The 498-nt window shown below is 43.4% G+C and carries 1 protein-coding gene; it reads right to left on the minus strand.

What is annotated here, in order from left to right:
* The coding region (locus tag BCU91_RS20370) for a hypothetical protein (RefSeq protein WP_198590447.1) at positions 1-498 on the minus strand (498 nt) is incomplete at both ends.

The raw sequence follows: 498 nt of genomic DNA on the forward strand, positions 1-498 counted from the left end.
CTTCTTGGACGCAGTAATACACCTGAATTTGATTGCAGCACTGTCATTTCTAAACGAGTGCCAACGTTTTCCCCCCAATTGGTGTATTTATATTCTCTCTTAAAGTCTGCAGTATCTGGGATCCAATTGGCATACCAGTTAGGATCGCCTTCTCCAACTGGTTTTCCATCAATATCAAACTCTACAGCACTACCATCCTCATTACGCCATACCGTATAGCGATAAGCACCGATATCTTCGCCCCATTGGTACTCAACATGGAAATCATCACGGGTCTGAGATAGGTATAGCAGCACTTCTGCAAAAGTGATTTGACCATCATTAAACAAATCATCCCGCAGCGGTGTTGGAATAACCCGACGAACCTCTTCTGCTTCAACAGTGAATCCATGTTTAATATCGGCATGTCGTCTTTCAGATTGAGCAACCCAATCAGCTCTGTCCATCCTGTCGAAGTAGATGGTTATTGGTCCTTCTAATTGCCATTTTATATCCGGT

Source organism: Shewanella sp. 10N.286.52.B9 (assembly GCF_002873635.1).
Lineage (GTDB): Bacteria > Pseudomonadota > Gammaproteobacteria > Enterobacterales > Shewanellaceae > Shewanella.